A 25,749-nucleotide genomic window follows, 5' to 3' on the forward strand; every position below is an offset into this window, starting at 1 on the left:
ACCTCCTATTATTTGTGGTGTGCCACTGCTGTCGGAACTGGAGCATCATAGTGTGAGAAGATGCGGCGGTAAGTTTCGCAGCGCACCAGGAGCTCTTCATGATTGCCTTGATCGATGAGTTCACCACGCTTCAAGACCAGAATATGATCAGCCCAACGAATCTGTGAGAGCCGATGCGTGATCAAAAGTGTCGTTCGACCTTCGAGAACGCGATGGATAGCCTTCTGGATCTCATCCTCTGTCTCGCTATCAATCGCACTGGTTGAGTCATCCAGAATGAGAATGCGTGGGTCCGTCAACAGGGCCCTGGCGATTGCCAGGCGCTGACGCTGCCCACCTGAAAGCGTAACCCCGCGCTCACCGATCTCTGTCTCATAACCCTGAGGGAAGCGGGTAATAAATTCATGGGCCTGAGCATCACGCGCGGCCTGTTCAATGGCCTGCTGATCAGCTTTTTGTCCCAGACCGTAGCCAATATTTTCGGCAATTGTGCGTGAGAAGAGAAAGATATCCTGTTCAATGGTCGAGATCTGAGAGCGGAGGGTGTCCAGATTCCATTCACGTACATCGACACCATCGATCAGGACGCGACCTGACTGGATATCATAGATGCGGTTCACCAGCTTTGTGAGCGTACTTTTACCTGCACCTGTCTGCCCTACAATAGCAACCGTCTGACCTGGTCTGGCTGTGAATGAGATATCCTTTAAGATGGGAGTCTCATCATAGCTAAAGGTCACATGGTCAAAGGTAATCTCGCCTTGAATCTCTTGCTGACAGCCAGCTTTGTTCTGATCCATCTCTGTCTCTTCTCTCAGAAGCGATAGGATACGAGCAGAGCCTGCAATGCCTAACTGTATCTGGCTAACGCTCCAGATGGAGACAGCGGTGATAAAGCGTAGATTAACTACTACTCCCATAAAAGTAATCAGAGCGCCAAATGAGATGGTGTGTGTGGATAAGAGATAGAGGGCATGCAGGAAGCTCAACGCCAGCGCAAAGCTCAACAGGAGTGTTGGCAGGTAGCGACCTTGCGCCTGCCCGTTTTTGACATAGAAATCGCGATAGAGCTCAGCACTCTGGCTAAACTTTTGATTCTCCTGCTCCTCTTGAGCTGATCCTTTGATGACCTCAACACCCGTAATGGCCTCATTCAGAATGGCATTGGTGCGGCCAAACTGCGCTCGCATCTGGTCAGAGATAGGGGCGAGGGTACGCGCATAGTGCCTGATAGTGAACAGGAAGCCAACGAGAAAGAGTACAGGGACCAGCAACAATTGTGGGTTCACCAACGCAATAAAAATGAAGGTGACCGACATATTGATGGAGGAACTAATGATCGTATCGAAGCCTGGGGAGACCATATCGCTTAGCTGCCCCATATCGTTAGAGGCCCGGGCCATCACATCCCCAACGCGTTGCCGATTGTGGAACGTCTGGCTTTTTCCCAGCAGGCTAATATAGAGCTCCTCACGAGCATCGCGTGCAAAACGTTTGCTGAGTACTTCAATGGAGAGCCTCGCACCAAGATCGGCTGCGAATAATATCAGGATAATGCCAAGCATAATCAGAGCAATTTGCAATAGAAGCGCGCTCTGACCTTGCGTCACAGCCGTAAATGCATTTCCAGTAAAGGCCGCAAGACTGATAAACAGACTTTCTGTAACAATACATAATATAATATAACGGATCACAACGTATTTATACCGTAATAAATGTGAAAGAATCCAACGAGCCGGATTGGATTGGCGATAGACGTACTCATTGGCAACGGTAAATTCTCTTTTGGATAGCAAAGGATACCTCCATCCATTGGGGGGTCACAGTTAAGAGGATCGAATGAACGAACATAAGAAAATTCTCTGTATTATTGCATGCTTGCTACTACATAGTAAATAGAACCTTTTCTGAGGAGTGAAGGCCAGGAGCCTTGATCGTTTGTTTGCGTCACATACTTTTCTCTACAATCTCTAGTATACACCAAAAGGGTGACACCTTCTGTCATGAATAAGCGGGATTTCTGGTTCAAATTTTAAGATTGAGAATAGGGTGGTGTTGTCCAATTTATCTACCATGGTAGATAGTAATCGAATAAATGTTCTATGTCAAGCTTTAACATGAGAGCAGGAAGTCTTTCCACGTTTGAGTGGAGGGATCAAGTGCGCCTGCACAGACAGAGACATTGTCTATAAAAATATGAAGAAGGAGACAAGCAATTTTCCCTACTTGGCATGCGAAAATGGTATTAATTGTATATTTTCGATAAAAATAGACAAAACCAGCTTGTCTCCTTCCTGATCGTGAAGTTCCGCCATGTGAGCCCCTCCATAGCATCCTTACCCATTGAGCCATGGAGGGGTGATCATAGTGGAGCAGGAACAGTGGAAAGAGACAAGCAACTTTCCCTACTTGACATGTTATAAATTTATTAACATGTATTTTCGATAAAAAATAGATAAAAGCAGTAGGGAAGGTAGCTTGTCTCCTTCCTCAATCGTGAAGCTCTACAATGCGAGCCCCTCCATAACATAATTTCCCATTGAGCCATGGAGGGGTGATTATGGGAGCAGAGGGCAAAAAGAGATCTCTCATTGAAATAATTACTCATATTTGCTTGTCTATTTCAATGAAAAGGGATAGCACAAAAAAATGAATCGCGCTCTTCGTGTGCTAATATATTGACAGGCATTACTATTATCTTTATACTCTAATTGTAGAGATTACAAAAAAATCTTTTCATATATCACTTCACAAGGAAGTACGTATCAGAGATTTTTAGAGGAAGTGAAAAAGGAATGCCTTTTCTGAAAAGTAGCGTTAGAATAACCATCTTTAATACAGCATTCTCAGTTATTAGTATCATATTTTCCTTGATTGCTTTATTAATCCTCAGAATATATACATCAGTTCCAGGAACATTATTTAATTTAAAATTTGATGTGGAATTATATAATAGAATGGGGATTCTTTTTTTAATTTTTTCGCCACTTGCGTTTATACTTAGCATTATTGCATTGATATTAGCAAGCAAAGGGAAATCACGTGTTCAGATCTGGCTGGCAATAGTAGCTTTGCTGGTGTCGTGTATTCCACTTAGCCTGGAGCTCCTCTGGGTGGTATTTCTCCTTGAGGTTGGTAGAGGAGGGCTGGAGTAGCCAGGGATTGTGGGCTTTAAGTGTGTGTCAGCGAACGGTGAAATGAAATGCTCTGAGCTTTTTGTATAAAATTTGACGTTTGTAGGTATAGAGTTTATAATCACTCGGATAGCTATCATTTTTTTTCGGGAGACCACGCCTGCTTCTGTCCCCCTGCATAAATCTTTAAGGAAATAAGTACAATGCCAAAACTGTATGGATGGGTGCGTGAAGTAGTGCCCGAAAGTCCCGCCGATCGTGCTGGCCTACAACCCGGTGACCTCATTCGTACCTTGAATGGTCATCTGATTCGTGATCTTGTCGATTATCGCTTCTATATTGCCGAAGAAGATCTGCTGATTGGTTATGATCGTCAGCAGGAGCAGCACGAGGTTCGCATTACCAAAGATATTGACGAGAACCTTGGTGTTTTATTTGGTGAAGAGCCCGCTCCTTTTATTCGTCAGTGCGCGAATAAGTGTGTTTTTTGCTTTATCGATGGCCTTCCTCAGCGCCATTCCTCTCAACCCGGCCTTCCTCATGGCATGCGTTCATCGCTCTATATTAAAGATGATGATTACCGCTATTCGTTCCTGTTTGGTAATTTCGTCACGCTCACAAATTTGAAAGAGTTGGATTGGCAGCGGTTGGATGAGCAGAAGCTAACGCCTCTCTATGTCTCTGTGCACACGACGAATCCAGAGCTGCGCCGCAAGACAGTGGATGGACCACGTGCTGGCGAGATTTTAGAGCATATTGAGCGCCTGGGAACCATGGGTATCACCTGTCATACCCAGTTAGTCCTCTTGCCTGGCATCAATGATGGTGAAGAGCTTGACCGCAGCATTCGTGATCTCATTGAGAGACGACCAATTGTGGAATCAATCTCAGCGGTCCCCGTTGGGCTCACCAAATACAATAACATGATTAAAGTGGGTGAGCTTCCCAATCTGCGCCACTATACCGCAGAAGAGGCCAATGCCGTCATTGATCAGGTCGAGGTCTATCAGCGGCGCTTTGAAGCCGAGAATCCCGATGGCTATCCATTCGTTTTCCTCTCGGATGAATGGTACTTTATCACCGGTCGTGAGTTTCCCTCTGCCCGCCATTATGGCAATTATGCTCAGATTGAAAATGGCGTTGGTATGACACGCTTCTTGATCGATCAATGGGCCCGCACACGTCGCCGCCTGCCTTCAGCGATGCCCGAGCCGAAACGCGTGGTGATTGGTACCAGTACCATGGCCGCGCCAGTGATCGAGCAAATAGGCAAAGATCTGCGTCAGATTGTTGACCTGGATGTACAGGTGCTGCCAATCGTGAATAAGTTCTTTGGGTCTGAGACCACGGTTGCGGGTCTGCTCTGTGGACAGGACGTCATTGATGCCTTGATGGCGCAGGAGCAGCGTGCTGACCTGATTCTTCTTCCGCGTGTAATGTTAGACAATGAGGGGACGCGTTTCCTTGATGATATTACAGTAGAGGAGTTCAAAGAGAAGTTTTTGCCAGCCCGCGTAGAGTTTGTGCGGAACGCGCAAGAGACTATCGATGCAGTGCGAGCTCTGGCTGGTATCTCCACTGGCCGCGAACGTAAACTGGTGCGGGTACAATCGCGCCTTTAAGCAAAGAGTATGATTGGGCCGCTTAGCTGGCCCAATCATACTCGATCAACCCTGGTTATAGATGCCTGATTTACTTCTGCTTACGCACGCGAGCCAGACTCCAGGCAGTGGGAAGCAGAATAGCTGCAATTGCAACTTTGATCAGATCACCCGGAATGAAAGGGAGAACGGCCATAGTGAAGGCTTGATTGAAGGTCACATGGGCAACCAGCGCAAACCAGGACATGCCAAAGGCGTAGATAATGACCGATCCAGGCAACATAGCCAGAACCGATGTCAGAATGCTCCGATCCAATCCTCGCTCACAGAGCAGTCCAACCACAAAGCTAGCTACAAGCATACCCCAGAGATAGCCCGCACTGGCTGCAACAAATAGATAGTGCACACCACCGCCCATTGAGAAGACAGGCAGCCCCACGGCCCCCTCTGCAAGATACAGCAAAAATGCCAGACTGGCGCGCTTGCTGCCCAGCGCCGCCGCCGCAAGGAGCACAACCAGCGTCTGTAGCGTTAGCAAGATGGGTGTAAAAGGCAGCGGCAAGCTCAGGTGAGCGGATAAGGCCAGAAGCAGGCTGGTGCCGATCACCAGGGCCGCATCCTTTACCAGATTGCTTGTGCGAGAAGGGCGTGCAGGAACCAGCTGATCAATAATAGTTGAAGAACGTGAGATAGCCATGAATAATAACTCCTATAATTGCATATGACTGCATTGCTAGAATAATGTAAGAGTTATTATACATCGTTTTTGCCACGTATTAAAAGTGGAATCCAGAGATAGTGAGAGATTGACCTGTGCGCCGACAACGTCAGACGCGCAGGAACCGCCCAATTGTTGGATTGAGAAGCTCCTGCGGCGATATCATGCCAGGACTTCGACACTATCATTGCGTGGATCATTCACCAGGCGAGAGACAGGTCGAGCGACCATAGCAGACGAGGGATAGGGCTTGAGCAAATGAAGCAAAGCCTGCTCATCATGCATTCTGGGGTCAATCCAGGCATCTCTCGCCTCTCGTGGGAGCAGAACTGGCATGCGATTATGAATGGATTGCATCAGTTCATTTGGCTCCGTCGTAATAATTGTGCAGGTACGTACCGCCTGCCCAGTTGAATCCTTCCATACATCCCACAGTCCTGCGAAGGCAAACGGCTCCTGATCTTCTAATGTGATATACATGGGAGTCTTATGCTTTGAGCCCGCCTCTTGAGACCACTCATAAAAGCCATCGGCAACAATTAAGCAGCGTTTAGAATGAAGTAAGCGTTTAAAGCTAGGTTTCTCGGCCAGTGTCTCTGCTCGCGCATTGATCATTTTTGAGCCAATGCTCTCTTCTTTTGCCCAGGAAGGGATCAGGCCCCATCTGAGAAAATCTAATTGTGGCTCTTCCTGGTTGAGGATTGCCACAATATCCTGCGTGGGCGCAATATTGTAGTGCGCTGAGAGCTTAAAGGATGCAGGGACCTTCACCATTCGTGGATTAAGAATAGTTTGAGCGATTGTCTGAGCATCATGGGAAAGAGTAAAACGGCCACACATAGCCATCCTCCTTATGAATGATTATTCTTAGACTCATTCTATGAATATACCATCTGCATCATTGCTATTCTTTTTTGCCCTGCCCGAGACGGTCATCTCGCCCCAGACAGTCTGCTGCGAATGGAGATCCTATAAAACTTTTATCCTGTTCAAGAGAAGGATGTGATGTTTTTTTAACTTCAGCGATTATGCAAGTGAGATCTCAAACAGACAAAGAGGAGCTGATGTATCAGAATACAACGATCAAAGATACTTCTGGAGCATGGCTTTATCAACGTTTCTCCTCACCTATCTTTGCTTATCTCTTGCGTCAGATTTCTGTGCGTGAGGATGCCGAGGACCTTCTTGTCGAAGTGTTTCTCGCAGCACTCGAGCGTCCACAGTTTTTTCAACTGAGCGAACCAGAGCAGCAGGCCTGGCTGTGGCGGGTAGCGCGTAACAAAGCGGTCGATTATTACCGTAGGCAGCGTCGTCGCCCACAGCTTCCCCTGATGAAGATAGAGGAGAATACCTACACTGATGATAACGAAGCTCCAGAGCAGATGTATCTGCAACAAGAAGAGTTTGGCGTGCTGCGCCAGCATCTCCAGAAACTTCCGCTCCGGCAGCAGGAGCTCTTACTTTTACGTTTTGGCCATGGACTTACCTGTGGTGAAATTGCCCAGATACAACAGCGAAGCGAAGGATCGGTTCGCATGCTTCTCTCGCGAACATTAAAGGTTCTACGATCAATTTATACTCGTAAGTAAAAGAGGATTTGTGATGGACAATAATGATGATCAGTATCAAGAGATAGACTCTGGCCCTCACAGTCTTCCTGAAGAGCGCCAACTGTTTCAATCGCTCTCGCTCTATTATCAATCATATGCCGACCAGAATCGAGAGTCTTTAGAGGCTGCCTGGCAACGTATCCAGCAGCGGCAGTTCTCTCGCACGACCAAAAATAATTTACAAGAAGAAATGCATACGGAAAGGATTATCTCTATGCAGTCACGAGTTCAGCAAAAGAAAGATCGCAGCCGCTGGCAGCGGCCAGTAAGCCAGCTCATCGCCGTGGCCTTGATAGGGATCATTGTTGGGAGCCTGGCGATTGTGCTTAATCTTTCCTCTCACAAAAGATCTCATATTACTCAGCACAATTCTACAAGCACCGCTGGCAGCCCCTCCGCCTCAACAGGCAGCCCCTCTGCCTCAACGAGACCCCCACAAGTAGAACAGCCTTCTGGTATCTATATTACGTCAGAAGAAACGGCTAATCAATTTGCTGTCAGCCGCCTCGACAAAACGACCCATGCCATCATCTGGAAACATCTGGTTGGCAGTATCAATTCGAAGCTAACCGTTACCTCCGATGCTGTGTATGTCAGTGGATATGATCAGACAAACGCGTATGTCTTTGCTTTAAATGTGAAAGATGGTAGTGAACGCTGGCATGTTCAACTGGGTTCGTTGAATGTGGGTCTTCCGGGCTCTTTCTCCGAGCCTCTGGGCTTTCTGACCCGACCAGCAGAAGCTGGAGGAAGCGTCTATGTGCAGCAGCGCTCCGGCAAGCTTTTCTCGCTCGATGCTCAGACTGGACAGATAAATTGGAGTTATGATGCTCAGAAGATAGCATTTTATGATGGAACGATCTATGATCCAGCCTCGGTCTCAGTTGTCAATGGGGTTGTGTATAGTGGTGTTCTCAACTTGCTGTTTGCCGTTGATGCCAAAAGTGGCAAGCAGCTTTGGCGCCAGGAGGTTGAGAGCGATCAGATCGTCACCTCGCCAGTTGTGGACAATAAGATGGTCTATCTCGCCTCTGCCTCAGCGAGTAAGCATGTTGGTGGTCAGAAGTTGACTGGCTATGTCTATGCTTTCGGGGCTCAAGATGGGCAAAAACGTTGGACCCATGCAGCCGATAGCTGGATTCTGAGCGATCCTGTAGTAGCGAATGGCCGTGTCTACTATGGTAGCTATGGCTTTACCGTAACGGCTCTGGATGCCGCTACTGGTAAGGATATATGGAACTATCCTCTTGGTGGTGAAGTGTTTGCCTCACCCATTGTCGATAATGGCGTGGTCTATGTTCAGGCGGAAGGGAATGCCACTCCTGGCAAGCAAAATACGGCTCCCAGCGAAGTGTTTGCCCTGAAGGCCGAGGATGGTGCGTTGATCTGGAAGCAACAGACAGGATCTACTCCAGAAGCTGTGCAGGATGGCATTATCTATAGTAGTGACTTTCCTCGTACCCTGGCAACCTTTAACGCAAGCGATGGTTCAATGAACTGGACTATTCAGGTGGGCGCTGATCTCCTGGATAAACTGAATAATCACGTTGGCTCTGCCCCTGAGATCGTTGTTATTCCTTAGTAGATGTAAAAGTAAATGTAAAAGTAGCTACAAACGTAGTTAAAATAGACAAAAATAAATGCAAAAACTTATCAACCTGTGAGACCGCTTAAAACGGCCTTACAGGTTGATAAGTTCTCCATGAGAGAAGGGTTTGACACTGAAGGACTCTCGAAAACTAAATTATCCCAGAAGTGGTATGGCCAGCTAGCCATGCCGCTCTTGACTTCGTTTGCTATAATAGACGAGGTAGTCGGATTACTCCAATGAGTCCACCAGTTTTCTTGCATATCCCCCCTCCTGGTAGCTCGCTCGATTTTCCCCTTGAGTGCGAGGACCATGTTCTGTTACACATTGTAGTGGACTTGGTGAAGGAGTAGCTCGTGTTTGCCTTACTTTCCCAGCGAAACTTTTGTCTCCTGTGGGTCGCACATACCCTCTCTATTCTCGGTGACTATGTGTTCTTCATTGCCATTACGTTCTGGGTCTATGAACAAACTGGCTCCGCATCTGCTACAGCAGCTGTGCTCATCGTCTCGACGGTTCCCGGCATTCTTTTCGCTCCTCTTGCGGGCGTTCTCGTCGATCGGTGGGAGCGCCGAAGTATTATGCTTGCCGTCGAGAGCGCTCGCGCCGTACTCTTTCTGGCACTGCTCGGTACCATCTTCGTGCAGCCGCACACACTCTGGCCCATCTACGTCGTCGGGTTTCTCCAGTCGGCACTCGCCACCTTCTTCTGGTCAGCGCGGGGTGCGCTGCTTCCCCAGATGATTGAACCGCCCTCGCTCCTGGTTGCCAATGCGTTGTATATGGTGAGCGATGGCGCTGTGCGTGTCATTGCTCCATCCCTGAGTGCATTCATCCTGCTGAACTTCGGACCTCCAGGCGTTGTCACTATTGATGCAACAACCTTTCTCATCTCAGTGGGAAGTATCTGTCTGCTGACCTCTATTCCTCTACAGGATATTGAAGTAGCATCTTCATCAGAGGATATTCCACGACCGTCTCAGATCGTTGATGTTCCCGCAAAGAGAGAGCAGAGGACACAGATGACCGGCAATGCCAATCATCATGTTCGTGGACTGCTCATGCTTGGATCAATCGTTGCATACACAGCAGGCACCCTCTCTATTCTCTTTCCGGTCTTTGTGCGGACAATGCTCTCTGCAGGACCATTGGCCTTTGGGTGGATACTGACCGCACAGGCGATTGGTGAAGGTGCAATGAGTCTCCTCCTGGGGCGAATACCTCCACGGCGTGGGCGATTCGCAGGAATCGGCATTGTCTCAGGAGGTCTTGCTGTTGGAGGATTCGTACTCATGCTCATTGTCTCCATCCACACGCTGTTTTCCAGTCTGCTGTTGAACCTGATCTTTGGTGCAATGACGGCTGCGGTAACTCTTCAACTCCTCACCTTGCTCCAACAGCGTGTTGCCAATCGCTTCCTTGGCCGTACACTGGCAACCTACACTGCCGCTCAGGCCCTGGCACAGGTAGGAGGTATGGGCATCGCCAGTGCTACTTTTGCCCACATCGGCCTGCTGTGGCTCATGATGTTCGACGGGGCTCTGTACCTCCTGGGAAGTGGTCTTGCATGGATAGTGCTTACAGGTCATGACGATTCTGGCCTGCGGAAGAGCGAAAAGATCCACCAAAAATACCCGGAGAGGTAGCGGACCAGATGAGATCCAGGGGCGTTCGTCAGGGGGAGGAATAGTCTTTTCCCTCTGTCTATGAATTCACGCTAGCTATCTGGAAAAGAGAGAGAAACATCGTAAGCATCTCTTTTCCAGATAGCTAGCGAAACCCGTCTTCGATTTTCCTGCAACATCTTTCACCATGCTAAAGCTTGTCTCATTTTAGACAAAAATACTATACTATAAGTGCATAACATTGTTCAAAAATCATGAGATGAAAGGTCATTGTATGTTGACAGATGTAGAGCAGCGTAACAAGGCTTCTCGACAAAAACTCTTGTCCCTCTGGCAGGTATGGCAGTGGCCGATCTTTGCTCTTGGTATTATTGCTGTGTTCATCTGGTCGCAGTGGCAGCAGGAGGTACAGAATCTTACCATCAACCAGCAGCAACAGCAGGCAGCGCAATTGGTTGCCCTTGATCAGCAGCATGAGACGGCCCTCCAGAATTATCTTCAGACAATCTCAGACCTCATGGCCCATGATAAACTTCTCCAGGCCCCGAATGGCGATGCGGCAAGGACTGTGGCGCAGGCACGAACCTATGAGATCTTTCGGACCCTTGATCCCGCTCGTAAGGCCACGGTGCTCCGTTTCCTCAATGAGACCCGCTTAATCAACAATGACTATCATATCGTTGCCCTGACCGATGTCGATGCTCAAAAAGCCTCCCTGGCCCATATTGACCTCAGCGATACTGCTTTGACTGGTTGTTTGCTTAAAGGAGCTGATCTACAGGGCGCCAATCTGAGCAATGCGACCCTGATCTTTGTCAATTTCCAGGGAGCCAATCTACAGGGAGCCGACCTGCATTCAGCAGACATGCATAATGTGGACCTCACAGGAGCGAATCTGCAAGGAGCCAACTTAAAAGATGTCCAGGGCTTGAACGATAGTCAGTTAGCCAGAGCGAAATCTCTTGCAGGTGCTACGATGCCAAACGGCTCGCTTCATTCGTAAGAAAAGAGAGTGTCATGATGTGAGGACAAAAAGAAAGCGAGTGTTAGAGATGGACTATACCCTTGAGGGAAGTGTTTATAATCGAATTGCGGCTATACGTGCTGAGCGAGGTCTGGAGCGCTCTACAGTTGCCGATGCTGTAGGGATAAGCCCACAACAACTGGGGTATATTGAACATAAGCGGATAGTGCCTTCTCTGGAGCTCGCTTTGCGCTTGAGCGCCTATCTGATGGTGCCCATGGAGCAGCTTTTTGGACTGCAACCTTTCCCCTCTCCAGAGCATGAGAGAACCTTCAAATTGCTCTAAAAAAGAGTATTGGAAACCTATTCTTAACCAGAAGTAGAGATTTTGCTGAATTCATGAAGCCAGGATTACTTTTTACGCATGCTTCTTTCTTTCTTTCATGGAACTATCGGAACCTGATACAATAGAGCTGTTGATGGGTGGGAATAAGTCAGTATGGAAGAGCAGATGAGCGAGCGAGAAGAGAAGCCTCTTCTTGTTGGGATGAATAGAGCCACGAAGTGAAGAGAGAGCAGGGAATATGCCTTATACATCAATTAGTGCTGTGGCTGAGGAGCTGCGTGCGGGTATTGTTACGCCGACTGAGCTGGTGCAAGAGACTCTGGAGTCTATTCAAGAGCGAGATGGTGAGATTCAAGCCTTTGTGACCGTGATGCATGAGCAGGCGTTACGTGAGGCCGAGTTAGCGGAACGTGAGCTGCGCACAGGACTCTATCGCGGTCAGTTACATGGTGTGCCAATTGCGGTCAAAGATCTGATCGCCGTTAAAGGAGCGCGACTGACTGCTGGTTCGCAGGTACTGGCTGAGCATAGTGCAACTGAGGACGCGATGGTGATTGAACTATTGCGCAAGCATGGTGCCATTCTTATTGGCAAGACCAATACGTTCGAGTTCGCCTATGGGCCTTACTCGCCTCCTACGCGTAATCCCTGGAAGCAGACGCATACAACAGGCGGTTCCAGTGGGGGCTCAGCCGCCGCTGTGGCAGCTCAGTTCTGTTTGGGGGCTATTGGCACTGATACAGGGGGCTCTATTCGTATCCCAGCCGCCTGCTGTGGTGTGACGGGACTGAAACCAACCTATGGTCGTGTGAGCTGCTATGGTGTGATCCCTTTGAGCTGGTCGCTAGATCATGTGGGTCCACTTGGACGGAGCGCTGAAGATTGCGCCATTCTGTTTGATGCTATTGCCAGATATGATCCCCGCGATCCTAATAGCGTCTCTGGTCCCTCATCTCCCACCAATCGTGGCACAACCTCACTGCTGGCAGGAACAGAGGGGCGAGGTCCGCTCTCACTGCAAGGTTTAACGCTAGGAGTGCCACAGGATGATTTTGTTGATCCCATCCACCCTGAAGTGCGAGCAGCCTGGCGTGCCTCCTTACGCGTTTTAGAGGAAGAGGGTGCACAGATCGTCCCGGTTATCTTGCCTCGTCCAACGATGCAGCTTTATCGTACTATTCAGAAGCCCGAGGCCTCGCTGGCTCACATGCAGAATGACTGGTACCCTGCGCGGAGTGATGCATACAGCGAACTGGTGCGCACTCGCCTTATCGAAGGCCAACAGATTCCAGCGGTAGATTACCTTCAGGCTCAGCATGAGCGTCGCCAGCTCGCAAGTAGCCTGCGGTCAATTATGCAGCGTGTCGATGCCTTTGTGCTTCCCACCATTCCTGTTCCTGCGATTGAGAGTGAGCTAGCTGGAACCGAGATTGAGATCGATGGTGTGCGCGAGAACGCGACTACAGCCTATCTCCGTTTAACGATGCCCTTTAACTTAACGGGCCTGCCAGCGATCTCATTCCCCTGTGGTTTCAGTTCAGATGGTCTACCGATTGGATTACAGGTAGCCGGGAAACCCTTTGAAGAGGCAACGATTCTGCGTATCGCTCATGCCTATCAGCAGTTGACTGATTGGCATCGCCGAGAATATGTTGAGGTGAGTCAGCAGTGAAGCTGTCCTGCGAATTGACTCTGAATTGTGATCGTAGCTAGTTAAGAGCACCGAATGAAGAGAAGGATTTCGCCAATGTCAGATATAATTGAGCAAGCAAAGGATAAGCAATTTCTGCGTCCGCTCGCAGAGAATAATTATGTAGTGCCAGCAGAGTTAGATCAGTTTGGTCTGGCCCAGGCTTTAATGCAGAATCTAGGTTCAACAGATCAGGAGCTACGCGATGAGCTCAGTTATATGATTCTGGCCAGCGGCATTATTGGGGGCCAGAAATTGCAGGAGACGCAGCTCGAATATCTTCTGGATATGGCTCTGGATGAGTGGCATCTGTTCCAGGGTATAGGAGAGAGCGAGACAGATACAGTCTTTATGCGCAGTTTCTCAAATCTCATCATTGCCGCTCTTCTCTATAATGATGCCCACCAGCCCACTTTTACCGAAGCAAAGGTACGGCGTGTCAAAGAAGAACTGTTGCGCTATGCTCAGGAAGAGCGTGATTGGCGAGGATATGTAAAAGGCAAGGGCTGGGCTCATGCGATGGCTCACCTTGCGGATACACTTGATGAGTGTGCGCAGAACCATTTTATGGGGGTTGAGGATCGCAAGGAGATCCTCAACGTTGTCAAACAACTGGTGAGCATCAAGGAACCATTGGAGCATGAAGAAGATTCGCGCCTTGCCAATGTTGCCTATCGTATCATCCTTGGAAAACAGGTTGAAGATGAGTACCTGAGCTCCTGGATTGATGCCTGTGCTGAAAGCCTTGCTCAGAGGCAACATCCTGATTATCTGTTGTCGTCAACTAATATGCGAAATTTTCTGCGTAGCCTCTACTTTTTCTTATATTGGGATAACATTGCCTCTGTGCGAGCTATCCAGATTCTCAATCTATTGAAACAGCATGAGGTGCTCTACGTTGGCAAACAGATTGTAGAATAGTCTGAGTGCTCAAATATGGCTGTGTTCTCTTGTGTCCTCTCCAGTTTTTTCCGTTGCTTTTAAGCGATTAAGAGGACGCTGTTTGACCAGAGAGAAGTGATCCCAGGCGCTTGTCTGCCAATCATCGGCGCTGACGTTTTCGAGTAGCCATTCTGGCAAGGGGAGCAAGAGAAAACGTGCCAGTGCATTGACGAAAGGTTCATACATAGCGCGGAGCTCTGCGACCCTATCTTCAGCCATCTCTATCTGCTGAATGGGGAGCCCGGCTTCATGGAGATAGGTGCAGAGCTGTTTAAACTGTTCAGTGGAGAGCCGGTCTGTCTCAGGTGGGATTGGGCGAATACCAAAGGCCTGAACCAGGTCGACCGCTGTATGGCGTGCGATGGCAAATGTAAAGCGTCCAACTTGAGCTGGAATACCATCCAGTTCAATCATGAGAAGCGCACTGACATCAAGAATGGTCGTTAAGGCAGAGAGCCACGATTGTCGTTCGTGCTGAGAGCGATAGTAGGTTAAGACAGGATAAGAGAGATGGCTCTCCAGAATATCGGCGCTCCAACGCTCCCAGCTCCTGAGGTGATCTAGAAGTTCGGCTGGATCGTTCTTCCCCTCCAGGTGACGGCGAAGAAATTCTGCTGCGCTGGGAGGCGATCCGGCGCGAGCATCCAGCAGTGAGATCTGAGACTCACGGCGCGAAAAAGCTTGGTAGATAACTGGTACGTAGCCAATAATCAGCGCTAGAAAGGCGATTCCCATGCCTGCCTCGCAGACAGTACAGAAACGAGGTAGACCGGTACGTGGATAGACATCGCCCAGCCCCAGGGTAAAAAAGGTCGTCCCACTGAGATAGAGATCAGTTGCAAACGTTACATCGTGTTCAGGGGCACTAAGAGTCGAGCCCATCGAATATTGTAATAGTGCAAAGGCCAGTATGAGTAGGCAGGCCCAGAGGGCGAGTAGCAGGATGAGCGAGAATGGTCCATAAATACTTAAAATATATTCGCGTCGACGACTGCTTTTAATTTTACGTGCCATACCGCGACAGACCTGCCAGGTCGTGCGGTAAAAGAGACGCGCCATTCGTAACTTGCGATCTACGCGGCGAGGCAGAACAATAGTTTCAAAGCCATCGAGCAGAGTTACGAAAATAAGAAGTAAAGCCAGCACTGTGAGAAGAATATTTACTACCATGAACTTCCCTTTTTGGTAAGACCGGAATGAACAAATTGCCTTGTGACTATAGCATAGCACCTGACGGCACTCTATTACGAGCTCAGGTGGCTTCTAAGAAGCACAAAAGCCAGTAATGAAACAGCCAGGGTGTTCTTTAGAAACACCCTGGCTTATGAATAATCTCTGGAAGAGGGCATTGACATGTGTGCTGTCTCTCTCCTTCTATTGTAGACTATTGTAGAGTTTTGATTATTTTAAGAGCCTCTCGACTGTATTTAAAAGATCATCTAATTCAAACGGCTTATGGAGGCTAACCATCTGCCGCTTTTTTACTTCTTCTTCAGGCAGGTGTGCACTCATGATAATCACAGGTGTATGATCTAAGGCATGCTCTGCCTTTAAACGGTCGTATAGTTCAATTCCATCCATAAAAGGCAGGCGATAGTCGGTGATAAAGAGGCAGGGCTTTATCTTACCGATGGTTTCCATGGCCTGGATGGCATCCGTGACTAACAATGCTTTATAAGGCGTCTCTTGTGTTAAAGCTTCAACCAGTAAAGCTCCAATGCTATCGTCATCCTCGACCACCAGTATACATTTCTCATCCGTTTCTGGTGCGAATGACTGATTATTATGGGATAATGTAGGTATTTGTTGCATTAATCATCCCCCCTCTCTAAAGTACAGCGGCCCCTGGCACCCTGTCTGTAACGTACACGGGCCAGGAAACAACCTGGTTTCGTAAAAGTGGATGAATTTGATTAAAATCTTCTGAGCAAATGGTTGAGGTAACTTAAGAAGGGCTTAAAAATTTTCAGTAAATGGGAAAAGTAAGGAAAAAATCTCTTGACAATCCAGGTTTGTTCTGGTAGACTATTGCCTGTAGATCAGTAATGATCTTACAAAAAAAGCCAGCCGGTGTAGCTCAGCGGTAGAGCAATAGTTTTGTAAACTATCGGTCAGGAGTTCGATCCTCCTCGCCGGCTTTTTTTTGCCCATTTTCCCCTCCTGACATTATGTGATGATGGGTGCCTCCAGTGAATAATTCTCATAGACTTTCTCTACGACGATCTGTTTGAGCCTCATTACAGTATGATAGATATCCCTGAAGGACGTGTAAAGTGGCGTAAGGCCTAGACGAATATTGTCGGGCGCACGAAAATCTGGAATCACGTTGAACTCGTGGATCAGAGCCTGGTCAATACGCAAAGCCTCTGGATGCCCAAGGGAGATATGCGAACCACGATACTTTTCATCCAGCGGAGATTTAAGGCTAAATCCCAGTGGCTCAAGCTCCTGTCGCCATAATTCGAGGAGATAGGCGCTTTGCTGAAGCGATTTTGCTCTAAGCTTCTCCATCCCGGCCTCTAATAATAGATCGACGCCAGGCTCCACTAGTGAGAGTGAGATGATTGGTGGCGATGAAGTTATAAAGTGCCGAATTCCTTCTGCTGGCTGATAATCAAGTGAGAAGTCAAAGAGATTGCGCTGCCCCATCCAGCCAGTAATAGGATTGTTTAGACGCTCTTGCAGGTCTCTCCTGATATAGAGAAATGCAGGGGAACCAGGACCACCGTTGAGATATTTATAAGTACAGCCCACCGCCAGATCTACATTGGCCTCCCTAACCTGAATTGGCATTGCTCCCACCGCATGACTGAGATCCCATAGCACCAATGCTCCCACCGCATGGGCCGCCTCTGTCATCTCCTTCATAGCATAGACATAGCCACTTTTAAAGGCAGCATGGGAGAGCGTCAGCAGCGCCGTCTGTTCGTCCAGATGAGCTCGAATCTCGGCAGCCGGGCCGTGAATCCCATCCGGAGAAGGCACAACCTCTAACCGATGTCCTTTATCCAGAAGCTCTATAATTCCCTGAATAATATAGAGGTCCGAGGGAAAATTCATATCATCGCTGAGGATGCGGTTTCGACCTTGTTGAGCACGTAAGGCCGCAACGATTAATTTGAAGAGAGCGACTGAAGTTGAATCAGTCATAATGACCTCATCTGGCTCGGCCCCAATCAACTGTGCAATTTTTGCACCAATTCGCTCTGGCGCTGAAAACCAGCTTTCTCCCCAGCCTCGAATCAGACGCGCTCCCCACTGTTGGCGTACCAGTTCTGTGGCAAGCTGTTCAGTTGCTCTAGGCAAGCGTCCAAGTGAGTTCCCATCCATATAGATCAGGTCAGGATCATCAATAACAAAGCGTTCGCGGAAATGGGCCAGAGTATCCTGTCTATCGAGCTCGATAGCATATGAGAGAGTGGCAGGAGTCGTCATAGGGCAGGTGCCTTTCATAAAATAGAAGTTAGCATTGAGCACGAATCGTCTACAGATCGGGGAAAAAAGGTTTTATAATGGCCTTTGGCGAGAAAACCACGAAGTCTTCAGCTTCGTGGATGAATCGCCGGATGTGCAGGACCCTTCAAAAGAAACCAGCACACCCATGGACTCAAAAAACTCCGGCAGAGCCGGGTGATGCGTATCTACTGGCTGTGACCACCAGGAGAATCCGACCTCATCTCGACAAGGTTCAAAAGGCTTGTTGTGCTTGGAGCACCGATCCTTTCCTCAAATCTTCTTAACTCCAAACGACAGAGCAGCGGTCTGATGCGTCAACCGCAGGTGTCATGACCAATTGAACGGAGCTCCCATTTCTGGGGCTGAGTCTGGTGAACTTGAGCTTCCGAAGAAGCGACCAAACCGTCGATCCAACGGCTTCCGAAGAAGCCGCTGAGTCTTCAGCTCAGCGGTAGTTCACGATAGTTGCAAGCACCTTTCTCTTCGCTTGAATCAGGCAGTAGCATTGACGCTCTGATTATCGCATATTTATCCAGCATTGACGAGATTAGATCAGAAGCGATAGTGCAGGATCTACCTCTCATTCGATCGCCATCCTACGATAAAAAGCCCTCCCAGGATCGATTTGTCGCATAAACATGTAGGGCCCATCATTCATGATGGCCGCTGTGAGCCCCCCACCCTGTTTGCCCTCCCCAGAGCACCACCGGAAATGCTCCCGTCCCCATTGAGAACCGACGTGGTTCTCTCGAAATCCCCACAATAATAATGGGCCCTACCCTCTCATGTAATGGATCGTCTCTCTTATCGAGCGATCTATCGCATAATCGTGTAAGGCCCATTATTTATGATGGCCGCTGTAACCTGATCCACCCCTCATGACTACCACCGGGGATGGCTCCGGTCACGGCCTGCTCCCTGTTATGAAGCAGATGCCGGAGGAATGATCCTTTTTTCTGTTGGTAATGGATCTGGAGGATCTACCAGTTCCCATGACCGTTGCAGGGTTCCTTAATCGAACTTAGTTGCTGCGGCGAGTGTAAGCGTAGCGGCTGGCAGCAGCGGCTGAGATGAGTAGAATAGCAGCGACTGATCCAGCAATCCAGGGCAGAGTCTCGTTGTTGCTGGTGTGGATCGAAGGATCATTGCCGGTGTTAGGCATACCTGCAACAACGCTACCTTTGGCAGTTCCCACAACAAATTTCAGAGCAGGATCACCATTGTAGAGGCCAACAGCGAAGACACTATAGACCATATTGGCGCTGAGAGTAGCAGGAACTGGAACAGTAGCATTGACCGTCGTTGCAGTGACATTGAAGGTATAAGCGCCAGCAGGAACAGTCAGATAGTCGCTAGCCGTTTTATAGGTCAGACCAGTGATGACGGTCTTGTCGCCAGCGGCAATATTGACGGGACCAGCATTGGGAGAGAGGTGATAGACACGAACCTTGGCCATCGTATTGGTGACAGTATTGTTATCGACAAAGGCCTGTAAGCCCAGATCCGAGCTACCATTACCCACAGCAGCAACCGTGTAGAGCATTCCAGCCTGAACAGTGACGTCCTGAGTAATAACCGCTGCACCAGCGCCTTTGCCAGCAGGTGCAACCTGAATCTTATGCGAGCCAGCAGCCAGAGGAACATAATCAGTAACAGTACCAAACTGGAAATTGGGCAACAGAGCGGTTCCATCAACGAAGACATCAACGGTTCCAGCTACGGGAGAGGCATGGACAACACGAACCATAGCATTATTGTCAGCAGGTGCCGCCAGAGCAGCAGTCGAGAAGAGAGCCATGAGCAAGAATGCGCCCAGGGCCAGGGCAGTGCGCTGGAAGAAACGATTCAAGTGCTGTTTCATTGTTTGAAACTCCTTTTTGTTTGTCATAGGTAAACACAGAAAACATTCATAAATTGATTCGGTTGTCCGTTCGGCATAACGAGCTGGCAATAGGACGTTATGCTCATGAACACTAGTGTCTCGGGCTCATAAGGAGCCGGGAAAGAGAAAGTAAGTTCTAGCTATTTGATTGGCATCAAACGATTGACCTGGAACACCTCACTCGCAATTCGTATAGGAAAGAATTGTAAGTGTCTAACAGAACGATTACATACTATAGACGTGATCGAAATGGTGAAAGCAGTACATTTATGTAACCTTTTTTATGAATCTCGAAAAATTCATTTGAGATCTCTGTACTACTTTATCCTGAGCACCGGCAGAGCTGCATCTCCATCCTAATTATTTGGAACCAGAGTTGTGTAGGCAACAAAGCGCAACGTTGTCTGATGTTCTGCGGGAATCCAGGTTCCTGTGCAAGTGATCAGATTTAAGAAAGAGCCACCAGATCCAGCAAAGATATCTTGAACTGGTGCCTGGTTAGGAGGATACGTTGCCACGCGCGTGACCTGAAAAGTCCGGGTGCTCCCGGCAGCGTCAACAACCATCACCTTTGCTCCAACTTGAATGTTGCGCAGATTCCAGAATACAGCCGGTGATCCACCTGGACGATCGAGATGTCCGTCTATCACAGCGCTCCCACTATCACCAGGAACTGGCCCGAGATTATACCAGCCAACGTTATCGAGATACCGGACTTTTGGCGTATCTAGATTGCCATTGGCATCCAGCCCGACCTCTTCAATATCTGCATTGATATCAATGGATGGGATGATCAGCTTCACTGGCTTTTGTGCTGGCGTCGCAGTGGGCGTCGCTGCTGGCAGTGGAACAGAGACAGGCGCTGGCGTTGGCGTCGGCGTCGTCACAACTTTTGGCTGTGCCTGAACCTTGACCTGAGCCCCTTGATTACTTGAGCCACAGCTAGAGAGCAGAAGCAAAAGGAGCAAGAATGTTGGCCAGCGGGCCTGCTGCAAGAAACGGCTTATGCTCATCTTTGTACGATCCTTCTTAACGTAGATACTGCTTTCTGTCTAATATATATGCGCTACTGAGCAAGAGAGAGATGACTGCTTAACGTTTGCGTGTCTATCTCTCATCGCTAGCAGAACGATTACGCACTATAGACGTAAGCATATTCTCCAGATTGGTAAAATTATGTAACCTTTTTTTGGTACTGCCCAAAAACTCGTCAAAAGAGTATGATTGTAGTATGTTTAAGGATGGATAAGAAGGCTGTCTTATTAGAAAATCTGGTTGTAGTGCTACCCTTTTTGGAAGAGATGTATCTCTACATAAAGAGGTACTATCAGAGTGACCTCTTATTCATCTAGCCCGATGTGCAAATATACTACCATGTGTAAAAGGGGGCAAGGAGTGCAAGAACATGTATCGACAGACGCTGTAGACCTTTCTGAAACATTGCTGAGATCCTATACCGTATCCGGGACTGAACGAGAAGATCCACATGATGGAGTGTGGCAGGCTAACATAGTTGCTCGCTGTCTGGCGGGAGACGAATATGCGTTTGCACTGCTTACCGACTGTTATGGGAACCTCTTGTTGCGGACAGCTTTTTTAATTGTGCATGATGAAGATACGGCTAAGGATATTGTCCAGGAGGCGCTTATTCTGGCCTGGAAGAATATGCGCACGTTGCGCGAGCCACACTATTTACGCGCCTGGCTCTTAAAGATTACCGTTAACCAATCGGTAAGTTTTAAGAGGCAATTTGCTCGCCGGGCCGCTTTGTTACGGGAACAGTTGATGCAACATACCATTGATAGTGTAATCCGCGAGTCTGATACTCAGCGCGGCAGTATTGAAGATTCTCTTGATCTGGCCAGTGCCATTCGTCGTTTGCCAATCAATCAGCGCGTGGTTCTTACTCTCTACTATTACCACAAAATGACAATGCCTGAGATCTCAGAGTTACTGAATGTTGCAGAAAACACCTTGCGCAAACGTCTACAATCAGCGCTAGAAAAAATACGTCGTGTCTTCCTGGAAGAGCAGAGTTTCCAGGATGGGCCACTAAGCGCCGAGGCTCTCCATTCGCGGATACGCATACATGGAGAGGGTTTGTGAATGCAAACCTGTTTATTCGCAATTTTTACCCGACCCTCAATTTATTATCTGGAGGCGCATAATGACAAACAAAGAAGCTGATAGACGCTCTGCTCAACGGACTTTTGCTGGTTCCGCGTTACATATTGACGATGGTCTGGAGCGTAATATATCGCAAGTTCTCTATGAAAGAGCGCAACAAGTCCATTTTACGCCTGAACTTCAGTCCCGGGTTTTGAGTCAAATCAAACCAAAGCCCTTTTTATCACGGACCTGGAAAGGGGCAGCCTATGGACTTGCGTTGGCCCTGGTGCTGGTAATTGCCACCATTGCCTATGTGTCTCAAAGCCTGCTTCCTCGCTCCATTGCCTATCATATCGGGACTTCGGTGACGGCTCCCAATGAGCTGGCGCATGGCGGCGCGGTTGTTGCATTAGATCCAACAGAGCAGCATCTCGTTTATCAACCTGCTAATCAGGCTGGTGTGATGTATATGTTGGATCTGGCGAAGCCGGTCGAGAGCAATCTATTGGCAATGAACTATGCTCGTGATGCCGCCTGGGCTCCTGATGGCTCTGCATTAGTGGCGACGGTTGCGCCAGCGAATGCTACCGTTCCATTGTTGGCGGTTGTGCCTGAAGGTCACTATATGCATCCTGTGGGGCCAACGGCTCTCGCTGCCAGCTGGTCGCCAAAGCAGAGTCAGCTTATTACCTATGCCATTCAGTCTGAGCAGACGACTCAGATCTGGAGTACAACGTTAGATGGAAGCGAAAAGCAGCTTCTGACGACGATTCCTCAAGCGTTGGCGGTGCAACATATGCTCTGGACGAAAGATGGGCAGACGTTGTTGCTCACAGTAGGGGAGACGAGTGCGCTTGATCAGCCTGCGCGTGCGCTTTATAGTTTCAATCTTCAGACAAACGTTTTACAAGAGCTTGTTGCGCCAGGTGCTTTCACATTAGGCGTGGTCTCGCTCTCGCCCGATAATCACTATGTAAGCTATGAGCAGATCAAGGGCGAACAGATGATCATTCAGGTCAATGAACTGGCCCAGCCACATGACCACTTTAGTATTGTGCCAAAGGGACTACTACAGGGATGGAGCTGGTCGCCCGATAGCCATGCTCTGATCTATAGCGATGCTGGCGTGTTGTATAGCCATGTCTTGCAGGGGGCTGCCATCCAATTGCCAAAGACTGATGGGGCTTTGATCTCACCTTTCTGGCTCAAAGATGGGCGTATCCTCTGTATGCAGGTACTCAATGGTCAGGAGAGCCTCTTCTATCTTGTTCCTCAGCGGTAAAAAGATGTTGATTGCCGGTCGAGAGAGCGGCCAGACCACTGTTTTCGTCGAAGACATTGGTCCGGTCGCTTTTTCGCTCTCGCCCGATAGTGCCTATATGTTGTCTGCTGAATGGATAAAGTTTATAATATGTATATATTTATTTAAGTCTCGAGGGACTATTTTGGAGGTAGCTCGTGGATGAAAAGCCTATCAAAGACATCTTGCTAGATATTCAACGTCAGTTGATTCCTATCACTGAGCTTTCGGTAGAGATTGTAACTCAGGCAGAACTTCAATCCTATACTGAGAACCTCTATGATCAACTGGTAACTCTGGCCTATGAAGGTATGGATTTTCTTGGGCAGGTGCAGAGCGGGGAGGTGGTTTCGGATGAATGGATTGAAAAGCGTGATGATTTATTGAATCGAGCTCGCCACTTATTGCTCGATGCTCCCAATGCACGCCCGTAAAAAGCTAGTGGTTCACTGAGTGACTGCCAGGACCGGGGATGTCTCTCCCCTGTCCCCGATCCTGGCCTGTTCGTTTGTTGCGACCTCATCTATCGTAGTGCTGGCCGTTGGTAAGATCGTTTGACCGTAGAGATGTATACGTTTTTAATGCGTCTCACCTGGCTTGATGCTAATGTTGTTAAAATTAGCCCGCCCTTCTTCAATGATGAGCGCAATGGCACCGCTGGTGAGAGGGCGTTGGGTATCGTAGAGATCAAACTGAAGCTGGCCATTGATCCAGGCGCGAATTCGATTGCCGATAATCTCCATACTGAGCTCATACGCATGATCTGTTTCTACCTGGAAAGGCACTTCACCAAGAATCTGTTCCCCATCTAAGACTTTGACAAGTTGTACACTATTTTCGTCTGTCAGTAGAAGTGCATAGTAGCGGCGCAGACCCTGAACATGAGCAGCTAAGCCAGTTTTTACTATCAGATGTGGTGAGACCGTTGCATTGACACGATAACTATTCCACTCACGTGTTCCTTGTATGAGCAGGCCACGCCCTTCGTTCTGTATGATGCAATAGTGGTGTGGAATCCATCTCTCAAAAATATCTACTGCATTGACCCAGGCCTGCTCCCACATGCTATTGACTTCTCCTGAACGCGATAGCTCCAGATCAGGTGTCCCATCCCAGGTTAAATAATCCAGATAGAGGGTCCCTTTAGCTGTCTGCGTATCGTGAATGTTCAGACCAACGACGGCGATGGGAGTGCCATGAGTGGAAGGGATTTTCCAGGAGAGCTGCTCATACTGTCCCGCCTGCAACGTTACCACTGGTCCAGCCATCGTAGCCAGCGTATTATCTTTCTGATAATGCTGAATAAATAGTTGCACAGCGACAGGAGCATCATTCTGTTCATCCGCGCTGATTGCGAGACGCACAGTCTGACCTGCATAGAGTGTTGGGGAAGCCATCAATTCATAGATTGACATCTGAGTGTTGCCTGGTTGGATAAAGGTCGCTGTTATTACCTCCAGTGGTGATGTAGAAGACAGCTCTGTATCATTGATCGCAGACGGGTTGGTGTAATGGATGGCCAGGCTGCGCTCTCCGGACTGGCTGTGGCCGACCGTATTCTCTAAATGGGCATTGTTGCTATTTCCTGCCAGTTGAAAGCCCTGAAGTGAGCCTGGCAGTTCAAAGTGGAAGCGTGCACCGCCTTTATAATGTAAAGCGGCATTCCCTTTCAGAGCTCGTGCCGTATTGACCAGGGCCAGGGTCTCCTGAACTGCATCTGTGATGGTTCGCCCTCCATCAGCGGTTGGTAGATACATTCGATCGGCTACAGGTCCTCGCCAATCGTAGCTGCTGCTATCGATACCAGGGAGTCCATTGATAATTCCAAGTAGACAACCTACGTTTCCTGAATTGCAATCGGTATCCCAACCGCTGGTATTGGCAATGGTCAATGAGCGGCTAAAGTCATTCTCACCATACAAGAGAGCGAGAATAATGATCGCGTGGTTGGGGATAACGTGGCAACCACCACCATATTTAGTGTAGCCATATGTTTCGACAATACGTTCACGAGTTTTTCGCCAATCCTGATCGATCGTATACCAATGACGAATATCCTGAATCATGTGAGCGATGAGAGCATCTTGTGGAATCACCGAGAGTCCAATATCGAGAAGCTTCTGGATATTCTGCTCTTTGAATGCGGCAGCTTCCATCGCCGCAATAACCTGAGCGGCATAGATGGCCTCACCATCATGGCTGACACTGCCCGCTTTGGCCGCTAGAGCAGCAGCCAGTTCGGGCTCTCCTGGTGCGATCATTCCCCAGCCATCAATAAATATCTGAGCTCCGATCTGTTCTGCTACTACCTGTGTATTGAGTGCCGCTGAGCCACTGTAGGGAGCAGGTATGCCTTTTTTTAGTCGCAGATAGGCAGTATGCTCTGTTGAGAGACCAATCCCGCCCCACCATAAAATGGTGCGCTTCTCAATAATATAATTGAGCCATGATTGACCAATCTGTTCAGCAGTCAGCTCGGGCGAGTAATCATAATCAGCCAGGGCACGAATAAAAGTAAAGGTGCCACTGATATCGTCATCTGTGACAATTAAAGGCAGATTGAGCCGATCATGGACATACGTCGTAATTTCGCCGAGCTGCTCCATAATCCTTTCATAGCTCCAGCCTTCAAAAGGGCGGCCCAGATAGACTCCAATAATCTTACCTAATACACCAGCATAAACGCGCTCTACGTAATCTTTCGTTTCGATCAAGAGCGTATTCCTCCTCATCAATGAGTCGTCAAAATGAATGCATCTTGCTCTCTATCATACAAAGCATCAA

Annotated in this window: 21 protein-coding genes and 1 tRNA gene; 13 read left to right on the forward strand and 9 right to left on the reverse strand. The window is 48.6% G+C overall.

All coding sequences use genetic code 11. The annotated features are described in order from the left end of the window. Positions 1-8 precede the first annotated feature (8 nt). Positions 9-1,796: an ABC transporter ATP-binding protein gene (locus tag EL628_RS04095; protein WP_126578509.1), complete on the reverse strand. Its 1,788-nt coding sequence runs from the start codon at positions 1,794-1,796 to the stop codon at positions 9-11. Positions 1,797-2,795: 999 nt separating this feature from the next. Here EL628_RS04095 and EL628_RS04100 point away from each other — a divergent pair. Both EL628_RS04100 and EL628_RS04105 read left to right on the forward strand, forming a co-directional pair. Beyond that, on the forward strand, positions 2,796-3,155 hold the full coding sequence (locus EL628_RS04100) for a hypothetical protein (RefSeq protein ID WP_126578510.1): 360 nt from the start codon (positions 2,796-2,798) through the stop codon (positions 3,153-3,155). Positions 3,156-3,337: 182 nt separating this feature from the next. Further along, positions 3,338-4,756: a DUF512 domain-containing protein gene (locus EL628_RS04105; protein WP_126578511.1), complete on the forward strand. Its 1,419-nt coding sequence runs from the start codon at positions 3,338-3,340 to the stop codon at positions 4,754-4,756. 70 nt (positions 4,757-4,826) lie between these two features. Here EL628_RS04105 and EL628_RS04110 read toward each other — a convergent pair whose 3' ends face one another. Beyond that, entirely contained in the window at positions 4,827-5,432 is a 606-nt protein-coding gene (locus tag EL628_RS04110; protein ID WP_126578512.1) for a biotin transporter BioY, read from the reverse strand. A 183-nt stretch (positions 5,433-5,615) separates the two neighbouring features. Continuing rightward, positions 5,616-6,293 carry an SOS response-associated peptidase gene (locus EL628_RS04115; RefSeq protein ID WP_126578513.1) on the reverse strand — a complete coding sequence of 226 codons (678 nt, stop codon included), beginning with the start codon at positions 6,291-6,293 and terminating at the stop codon, positions 5,616-5,618. A gap of 224 nt (positions 6,294-6,517) precedes the next feature. Here EL628_RS04115 and EL628_RS04120 point away from each other — a divergent pair, with 224 nt between their 5' ends. The 7 genes from EL628_RS04120 to EL628_RS04150 all read left to right on the forward strand — a co-directional run bounded on the left by EL628_RS04120 (position 6,518) and on the right by EL628_RS04150 (position 14,197). Then, positions 6,518-7,042 (forward strand): RNA polymerase sigma factor, encoded by a 525-nt coding sequence (locus EL628_RS04120; protein WP_126578514.1) that lies wholly within the window; start codon positions 6,518-6,520, stop codon positions 7,040-7,042. A 13-nt stretch (positions 7,043-7,055) separates the two neighbouring features. Beyond that, a complete protein-coding gene (locus tag EL628_RS04125; RefSeq protein ID WP_126578515.1) occupies positions 7,056-8,645 on the forward strand; it encodes an outer membrane protein assembly factor BamB family protein in 1,590 nt (529 codons plus the stop codon). Between the two features lie 362 nt (positions 8,646-9,007). Continuing rightward, positions 9,008-10,297: an MFS transporter gene (locus tag EL628_RS04130; protein ID WP_126578516.1), complete on the forward strand. Its 1,290-nt coding sequence runs from the start codon at positions 9,008-9,010 to the stop codon at positions 10,295-10,297. A gap of 253 nt (positions 10,298-10,550) precedes the next feature. Next, the gene (locus tag EL628_RS04135) at positions 10,551-11,279 is read left to right on the forward strand and encodes a pentapeptide repeat-containing protein (protein WP_218028864.1); all 729 of its coding nucleotides are present in this window, start codon (positions 10,551-10,553) and stop codon (positions 11,277-11,279) included. Positions 11,280-11,298: 19 nt separating this feature from the next. Beyond that, positions 11,299-11,586: a helix-turn-helix transcriptional regulator gene (locus EL628_RS04140; protein ID WP_218028865.1), complete on the forward strand. Its 288-nt coding sequence runs from the start codon at positions 11,299-11,301 to the stop codon at positions 11,584-11,586. A 238-nt stretch (positions 11,587-11,824) separates the two neighbouring features. Continuing rightward, positions 11,825-13,258 (forward strand): amidase, encoded by a 1,434-nt coding sequence (locus EL628_RS04145; RefSeq protein WP_126578517.1) that lies wholly within the window; start codon positions 11,825-11,827, stop codon positions 13,256-13,258. Positions 13,259-13,333: 75 nt separating this feature from the next. Beyond that, positions 13,334-14,197: a DUF2785 domain-containing protein gene (locus EL628_RS04150; protein ID WP_161975264.1), complete on the forward strand. Its 864-nt coding sequence runs from the start codon at positions 13,334-13,336 to the stop codon at positions 14,195-14,197. 9 nt (positions 14,198-14,206) lie between these two features. Here EL628_RS04150 and EL628_RS04155 read toward each other — a convergent pair whose 3' ends face one another. Together EL628_RS04155 and EL628_RS04160 are read right to left on the reverse strand one after the other, a co-directional pair. Further along, the gene (locus EL628_RS04155; RefSeq protein ID WP_126578519.1) at positions 14,207-15,388 is read right to left on the reverse strand and encodes a potassium channel family protein; all 1,182 of its coding nucleotides are present in this window, start codon (positions 15,386-15,388) and stop codon (positions 14,207-14,209) included. A 231-nt stretch (positions 15,389-15,619) separates the two neighbouring features. Further along, the gene (locus EL628_RS04160) at positions 15,620-16,030 is read right to left on the reverse strand and encodes a response regulator (RefSeq protein ID WP_126578520.1); all 411 of its coding nucleotides are present in this window, start codon (positions 16,028-16,030) and stop codon (positions 15,620-15,622) included. A gap of 254 nt (positions 16,031-16,284) precedes the next feature. Between EL628_RS04160 and EL628_RS04165 the strand changes: the two genes are divergently transcribed. After that, a tRNA-Thr gene (locus EL628_RS04165) sits at positions 16,285-16,356 on the forward strand. A 28-nt stretch (positions 16,357-16,384) separates the two neighbouring features. On the opposite strand, the gene kynU is transcribed toward EL628_RS04165, so the two are convergent. The 3 genes from kynU to EL628_RS04180 form a co-directional block, all read right to left on the reverse strand. After that, positions 16,385-17,653: a kynureninase gene (gene kynU, locus EL628_RS04170; protein WP_126578521.1), complete on the reverse strand. Its 1,269-nt coding sequence runs from the start codon at positions 17,651-17,653 to the stop codon at positions 16,385-16,387. A gap of 1,042 nt (positions 17,654-18,695) precedes the next feature. Continuing rightward, a complete protein-coding gene (locus EL628_RS04175; protein WP_161975265.1) occupies positions 18,696-19,535 on the reverse strand; it encodes a DUF4397 domain-containing protein in 840 nt (279 codons plus the stop codon). A gap of 377 nt (positions 19,536-19,912) precedes the next feature. Continuing rightward, positions 19,913-20,569 carry a class F sortase gene (locus tag EL628_RS04180; RefSeq protein WP_126578523.1) on the reverse strand — a complete coding sequence of 219 codons (657 nt, stop codon included), beginning with the start codon at positions 20,567-20,569 and terminating at the stop codon, positions 19,913-19,915. A gap of 382 nt (positions 20,570-20,951) precedes the next feature. Here EL628_RS04180 and EL628_RS04185 point away from each other — a divergent pair, with 382 nt between their 5' ends. From EL628_RS04185 to EL628_RS04195, 3 genes are all read left to right on the forward strand, one after another. After that, the gene (locus EL628_RS04185; protein WP_161975266.1) at positions 20,952-21,662 is read left to right on the forward strand and encodes an RNA polymerase sigma factor; all 711 of its coding nucleotides are present in this window, start codon (positions 20,952-20,954) and stop codon (positions 21,660-21,662) included. A 61-nt stretch (positions 21,663-21,723) separates the two neighbouring features. Then, entirely contained in the window at positions 21,724-22,947 is a 1,224-nt protein-coding gene (locus EL628_RS04190; protein WP_126578525.1) for a TolB-like translocation protein, read from the forward strand. A gap of 176 nt (positions 22,948-23,123) precedes the next feature. Then, on the forward strand, positions 23,124-23,399 hold the full coding sequence (locus EL628_RS04195; protein WP_126578526.1) for a hypothetical protein: 276 nt from the start codon (positions 23,124-23,126) through the stop codon (positions 23,397-23,399). Between the two features lie 144 nt (positions 23,400-23,543). On the opposite strand, the gene EL628_RS04200 is transcribed toward EL628_RS04195, so the two are convergent. Further along, the gene (locus EL628_RS04200) at positions 23,544-25,679 is read right to left on the reverse strand and encodes an ADP-ribosylglycohydrolase family protein (RefSeq protein ID WP_245993984.1); all 2,136 of its coding nucleotides are present in this window, start codon (positions 25,677-25,679) and stop codon (positions 23,544-23,546) included. Positions 25,680-25,749: the final 70 nt, after the last annotated feature.

It is taken from the genome of Tengunoibacter tsumagoiensis (assembly GCF_003967535.1).
GTDB lineage: Bacteria > Chloroflexota > Ktedonobacteria > Ktedonobacterales > Ktedonobacteraceae > Tengunoibacter > Tengunoibacter tsumagoiensis.

Coding starts and splice junctions, on each gene's coding strand:
- EL628_RS04180 (WP_126578523.1), bottom strand. CDS start 20,569: ATGAGCATAAGCCGTTTCTTGCAGCAGGCCCGCTGGCCAACATTCTTG.
- EL628_RS04160 (WP_126578520.1), bottom strand. CDS start 16,030: ATGCAACAAATACCTACATTATCCCATAATAATCAGTCATTCGCACCA.
- kynU (WP_126578521.1), bottom strand. CDS start 17,653: ATGACGACTCCTGCCACTCTCTCATATGCTATCGAGCTCGATAGACAG.
- EL628_RS04125 (WP_126578515.1), top strand. CDS start 7,056: ATGGACAATAATGATGATCAGTATCAAGAGATAGACTCTGGCCCTCAC.
- EL628_RS04115 (WP_126578513.1), bottom strand. CDS start 6,293: ATGTGTGGCCGTTTTACTCTTTCCCATGATGCTCAGACAATCGCTCAA.
- EL628_RS04135 (WP_218028864.1), top strand. CDS start 10,551: ATGTTGACAGATGTAGAGCAGCGTAACAAGGCTTCTCGACAAAAACTC.
- EL628_RS04150 (WP_161975264.1), top strand. CDS start 13,334: ATGTCAGATATAATTGAGCAAGCAAAGGATAAGCAATTTCTGCGTCCG.
- EL628_RS04175 (WP_161975265.1), bottom strand. CDS start 19,535: ATGAAACAGCACTTGAATCGTTTCTTCCAGCGCACTGCCCTGGCCCTG.
- EL628_RS04100 (WP_126578510.1), top strand. CDS start 2,796: ATGCCTTTTCTGAAAAGTAGCGTTAGAATAACCATCTTTAATACAGCA.
- EL628_RS04110 (WP_126578512.1), bottom strand. CDS start 5,432: ATGGCTATCTCACGTTCTTCAACTATTATTGATCAGCTGGTTCCTGCA.
- EL628_RS04155 (WP_126578519.1), bottom strand. CDS start 15,388: ATGGTAGTAAATATTCTTCTCACAGTGCTGGCTTTACTTCTTATTTTC.
- EL628_RS04145 (WP_126578517.1), top strand. CDS start 11,825: ATGCCTTATACATCAATTAGTGCTGTGGCTGAGGAGCTGCGTGCGGGT.
- EL628_RS04190 (WP_126578525.1), top strand. CDS start 21,724: ATGACAAACAAAGAAGCTGATAGACGCTCTGCTCAACGGACTTTTGCT.
- EL628_RS04105 (WP_126578511.1), top strand. CDS start 3,338: ATGCCAAAACTGTATGGATGGGTGCGTGAAGTAGTGCCCGAAAGTCCC.
- EL628_RS04120 (WP_126578514.1), top strand. CDS start 6,518: ATGTATCAGAATACAACGATCAAAGATACTTCTGGAGCATGGCTTTAT.